Source organism: Aeromicrobium sp. PFPM2_SD2, from assembly GCF_057364525.1.
Genome location: NZ_JBNFNZ010000337.1, coordinates 1 through 2,758 on the forward strand (window position 1 = coordinate 1; position 2,758 = coordinate 2,758).

Here is a 2,758-nt window from a genome sequence, read left to right on the forward strand (position 1 = left end):
CGTCGCGCGACGGCCGCCCCCTCGTCGCGGCCGCGGACGTCCTCGCGGACCCGCGTACGCCCACAGCGAACGCCGGAACACCGGCCCCTCGGTGACAGTTGGGTGACATAGGTGGGCACCAGGGGCGGCTCTGGAACGCCACCCATAGACTGACGAGACAAGCCCACCCAGAGGGGGACGCATGTTCGAGCGATTTACCGACCGGGCCCGCCGGGTCGTCGTGCTGGCGCAGGAAGAAGCCCGCATGCTCAGCCACAACTACATCGGCACCGAGCACATCCTCCTCGGCCTGATCCACGAGGGCGAGGGCGTCGCGGCCAAGGCCCTCGAGAGCCTCGACATCTCGCTCGAGGCCGTCCGCGGCCAGGTCGAGGACATCATCGGCCAGGGCCAGCAGGCGCCGAGCGGGCACATCCCGTTCACGCCGCGCGCCAAGAAGGTGCTCGAGCTGAGCCTGCGCGAGGCGCTGCAGCTCGGCCACAACTACATCGGCACCGAGCACATCCTGCTCGGCCTCATCCGCGAGGGCGAGGGCGTCGCCGCCCAGGTCCTCGTGAAGCTGGGCGCCGACCTCAATCGCGTCCGCCAGCAGGTCATCCAGCTGGTCAGCGGCTTCCAGGGCAAGGAGGCCGAGACCTCCGGCGCCCCGGCCGAGAACGCTCCGGCGTCGTCCGCGGTGCTCGACCAGTTCGGCCGCAACCTGACGCAGGCGGCGCGCGAGTCCAAGCTCGACCCGGTCATCGGGCGCGAGAAGGAGATCGAGCGCGTCATGCAGGTGCTGAGCCGCCGCACCAAGAACAACCCGGTGCTCATCGGCGAGCCCGGCGTCGGCAAGACGACGGTCGTCGAGGGCCTGGCCCAGGACATCGTCCGCGGCGACGTGCCCGAGACGCTCAAGGACAAGCAGATCTACACGCTCGACCTGGGCGCCCTGGTGGCCGGCTCGCGCTACCGCGGTGACTTCGAGGAGCGCCTCAAGAAGGTGCTCAAGGAGATCCGCACCCGCGGCGACATCATCCTGTTCATCGACGAGATCCACACCCTCGTGGGTGCGGGTGCCGCCGAGGGCGCGATCGACGCCGCCAGCATCCTCAAGCCGATGCTGGCCCGCGGCGAGCTGCAGACCATCGGTGCGACGACGCTGGACGAGTTCCGCAAGCACTTCGAGAAGGACGCCGCGCTCGAGCGTCGCTTCCAGCCGATCCAGGTCGCCGAGCCGTCGATCGCGCACACGATCGAGATGCTCAAGGGCCTGCGTGACCGCTACGAGGCGCACCACCGCGTGACGATCACCGACGAGGCGCTCGTCGCCGCGGCGACGCTCGCGACCGGTACGTCTCGGACCGCTTCCTGCCCGACAAGGCGATCGACCTGATCGACGAGGCCGGCTCCAGGCTGCGCATCCGTCGGATGACGGCTCCGCCGGACCTCAAGGAGTACGACGAGAAGATCGCCGACGTCCGCCGCCGCAAGGAGGGCGCGATCGACAGCCAGGACTTCGAGGCGGCCGCGTCCCTGCGCGACGAGGAGAAGAAGCTCATCGCGGCCAAGGCCGAGCGTGAGCGCCAGTGGAAGTCCGGCGACATGGACTCCGTGGCCGTCGTCGACGAGGAGCTCGTCGCCGAGGTCCTCGCGCTGGCGACCGGCATCCCGATCGTGAAGCTGACCGAGGAGGAGTCCAGCCGCCTGCTCAACATGGAGGACGAGCTCCACAAGCGGGTCATCGGCCAGGACGAGGCGGTCAAGGCCATCTCGCGCGCGATCCGTCGCACGCGGGCCGGGCTCAAGGACCCGCGTCGTCCGGGTGGATCGTTCATCTTCGCCGGCCCGTCCGGCGTCGGAAAGACCCACCTGTCCAAGGCGCTGGCGAACTTCCTGTTCGGTGACGAGGAGGCGCTCATCCAGCTGGACATGAGCGAGTACTCCGAGAAGCACACGGTCGCCCGTCTGTTCGGTGCTCCTCCCGGCTACGTCGGCTACGAGGAGGGCGGCCAGCTCACCGAGAAGGTGCGCCGCAAGCCGTTCTCGGTCGTGCTGTTCGACGAGGTCGAGAAGGCCCACCCGGACATCTTCAACTCGCTGCTGCAGATCCTGGAGGAAGGTCGCCTGACCGACTCCCAGGGCCGCATGGTCGACTTCAAGAACACCGTCATCATCATGACCACGAACCTCGGTTCGCGGGACATCGGCAAGGGCGTGAACCTGGGCTTCTCCCAGGCCAGCGACGTCGCCGGCTCGTACGAGCGCATGAAGGCGAAGGTGTCCGAGGAGCTCAAGCAGCACTTCCGTCCGGAGTTCCTCAACCGTGTCGACGAGGTCGTGGTGTTCCCGCCGCTGACCAAGGAGCAGATCATCGCGATGGTCGACCTCATGGTCGGCTCGCTCGAGGACCGGCTCAAGGACAAGGACATGGGCATCGAGCTCACCACGGCGGCGAAGGACCTCCTGGCCGCTCGTGGCTTCGACCCGGTGCTGGGTGCGCGACCGCTGCGTCGCACCGTCCAGCGCGAGATCGAGGACGTCCTGGCCGAGAAGATGCTCTTCGGCGAGGTGCGCGCCGGGCAGATCGTGCTCGTCGACGTGGAGGGCGAGGGCCCGACCGCGACGTTCACCTTCCGCGGCACGCCGAAGGCCGACCTGGAGCTCCCCGAGGTGCCGCCGGCCGTCGAGTCCGGCACCAGCAGCTCGGACTGAGTCCCGCCGCACGACGGCCCCGCCCCGGGGTCACCCGGGGCGGGGGCGTCGTCGCGTCCGGGGG

The 2,758-nt window shown here is 69.1% G+C and carries 1 pseudogene; it reads left to right on the forward strand.

The features are described from left to right. Positions 1 to 181 precede the first annotated feature (181 nt). Positions 182 to 2,694, forward strand: a pseudogene (locus tag AC2W7G_RS13185) (ATP-dependent Clp protease ATP-binding subunit). The last annotated feature ends 64 nt before the right edge of the window (positions 2,695 to 2,758 follow it).